This window comes from Streptomyces griseorubiginosus (assembly GCF_017614965.1).
In the GTDB taxonomy this organism is placed as follows: Bacteria; Actinomycetota; Actinomycetes; order Streptomycetales; family Streptomycetaceae; genus Streptomyces; species Streptomyces griseorubiginosus_B.
This window is the reverse complement of the sequence record NZ_WVUG01000580.1, coordinates 1-2,121: the sequence shown is the minus strand read 5'-3', so window position 1 is coordinate 2,121 and position 2,121 is coordinate 1. Positions and strand designations below refer to the sequence as shown.

Below are 2,121 nucleotides of genomic sequence, written 5' to 3'. Positions count from 1 at the left end.
CCCCTTGCCCCCGCCACCGCTCTCGCGCATCAGCCGCAGCGCGGCCCGGGTGCACCGGAAGGTGCCGTTCAAGGTCACGTCCAGGACCCGGCTCCACTGTTCGTCGGTCATGTCGACGAGGGGCGACGTGCCGCCGAGCCCCGCGTTGTTGACGACGACGTCCAGGCGTCCGTGCTCGCTCACCGCCGTCTCGAACAGGGCCCGCACCTGGCCCTCGTCGGTGACGTCGCACGGCACCGCGGCCACCGCGCCCGGGAAGTCCCGGGCCAGCTCCGCCTCGTACTCCTTCAGCCGCCGCCCGTGGGCGTCGCTGATCAGCACGCGGGCGCCCTCCTCCAGGAAGCGGCGCGCGGTGGCGCCGCCGATACCCGCTCCGGCCGCCGCGGTGATGACGGCGGTGCGGCCGGTCAGCAGGCCGTGCCCGGGCACGTACGCCGGAGTCTCGACCGTTGTCATAGGGCCACGCTAATCTACCAAACACTTGTTAGGGAAGGAGGGCGACGACCGTGGACCTCACCGACTCGCGCGCCGACGAGGAGTTCCGCGCGGAGGCCAGGGCCTGGCTCACCGCGCATGTGCCGGCCGACCCGCTGCCGTCCCTGGAGACCGCGGAGGGCTTCGCGGCGCACCGGGCGTGGGAGGCGGAGCTGGCCGCGGACCGCTGGTCGGTGGTCAACTGGCCGGCCGAGTACGGCGGCAGGGACGCCGGACTTCTGCGCTGGCTGGCCTTCGAGGAGGAGTACTGGGCGGCGGGCGCGCCGGGGCGGGTGAGTCAGAACGGGATCAGTCTGCTGGCGCCGACCCTCTTCGACCACGGCACCGAGGAGCAGCGGGCGCGGGTGCTGCCGTCGATGGCCACCGGCGAGGTGATCTGGGCGCAGGCGTGGTCCGAGCCCGAGGCGGGCTCCGATCTGGCCTCCCTCAGATCACGGGCGGTGCGCACGGACGGCGGCTGGCTGCTGACCGGCCAGAAGACCTGGTCGTCCCGGGCCGCCTTCGCCGACCGCGCCTTCGGCCTGTTCCGCAGCGACCCGGACACCCCGAAACCCCACCAGGGCCTGACCTACCTGATGTTCGGCCTGCGTGCCCCGGGTGTCACGGTCCGCCCGATCGGCCGTCTGGACGGGAAGCCGGCGTTCGCCGAGCTCTTCCTGGACGACGTGTTCGTGCCGGACGAGGACGTGATCGGCGCGCCCGGCGAGGGCTGGCGGATCGCGATGTCGACGGCGGGGAACGAGCGGGGGCTGATGCTGCGCTCCCCGGGCCGTTTCCTCGCCGGTGCCCAAAGGCTCCGCGCCCTCTGGGAGGAGCGGGGAAGTCCGTCCCACGCACACGACCAGGTGGCCGACGCCCTGATCGGCGCCCGCGCCTACCAGCTCTTCACCCACGCGGCGGCCTCCCGCTTCCTGGACGGCGACTCCATCGGGCCCGAGTCCAGCCTGAACAAGGTCTTCTGGTCCGAGTACGACATCGCGCTGCACGAGACGGCCCTTGACCTGCTCGGCGAGGAGGGCGAGTCGGCGGACACGGCGTGGGCCGAGGGCTACGTCTTCTCCCTCGCCGGCCCGATCTACGCGGGCACCAACGAGATCCAGCGGGACATCATCGCCGAGCGCCTGCTGGGCCTGCCGAAGGGACGCCGCTGATGCGTTTTCTGCTCGACGCCGAACAGCGGGCGTTCGCGGCCTCGTTGGACGCCCTGCTCACCGCCTCCGACACGCCGTCCGTCATACGGGAGTGGAGCCGTGGCGAGCGGGCGAACGGGCGCGCGCTGTGGCGCCGTGTCGCCGAAGCGGGCGTGTTCGGCCTCGCCGTACCGGAGGAGTACGGCGGACTGGGCGTCCGTCCCGTGGAACTCGCCGTCGCGTTCGTGGAGTTGGGGCGGCACGCGGTACCGGGACCTGTGGTGGAGACGGTCGTCGCGGCCGCCCTGCTCGGTGAGCCGAGCCCGTCCGCCAAGCGCCTGCTGCCGTCGCTGGCCTCGGGCGAGGCGCTGGCGACGGTGGCGCGCGAGGGGTCGTACGCCCTCGACGGGGAGGCGGCGGACGTCCGTCTCTCGCTGGCCCCCGACGGCCTGCGCCTCGCCCCCGGTCACGGTCCGGTACGCCCCTCCCTCGATCC

Annotated in this window: 3 protein-coding genes; 2 read left to right on the top strand and 1 reads right to left on the bottom strand. The window is 73.3% G+C overall.

The window, feature by feature from the left end:
• A partial coding sequence (locus GRC12_RS43865) for an SDR family oxidoreductase (RefSeq protein WP_208786009.1) occupies positions 1-456 on the bottom strand: 456 nt, incomplete at its 3' end.
• A 50-nt stretch (positions 457-506) separates the two neighbouring features.
• Between GRC12_RS43865 and GRC12_RS43860 the strand changes: the two genes are divergently transcribed.
• Complete coding sequence (locus tag GRC12_RS43860; RefSeq protein ID WP_208786008.1) at positions 507-1,646, top strand: acyl-CoA dehydrogenase family protein; 1,140 nt, start codon at positions 507-509, stop codon at positions 1,644-1,646.
• Positions 1,646-2,121: acyl-CoA dehydrogenase family protein (locus GRC12_RS43855; protein WP_208786007.1), on the top strand; the 476-nt coding region annotated here is incomplete at its 3' end. The genes GRC12_RS43860 and GRC12_RS43855, both read left to right, overlap by 1 nt.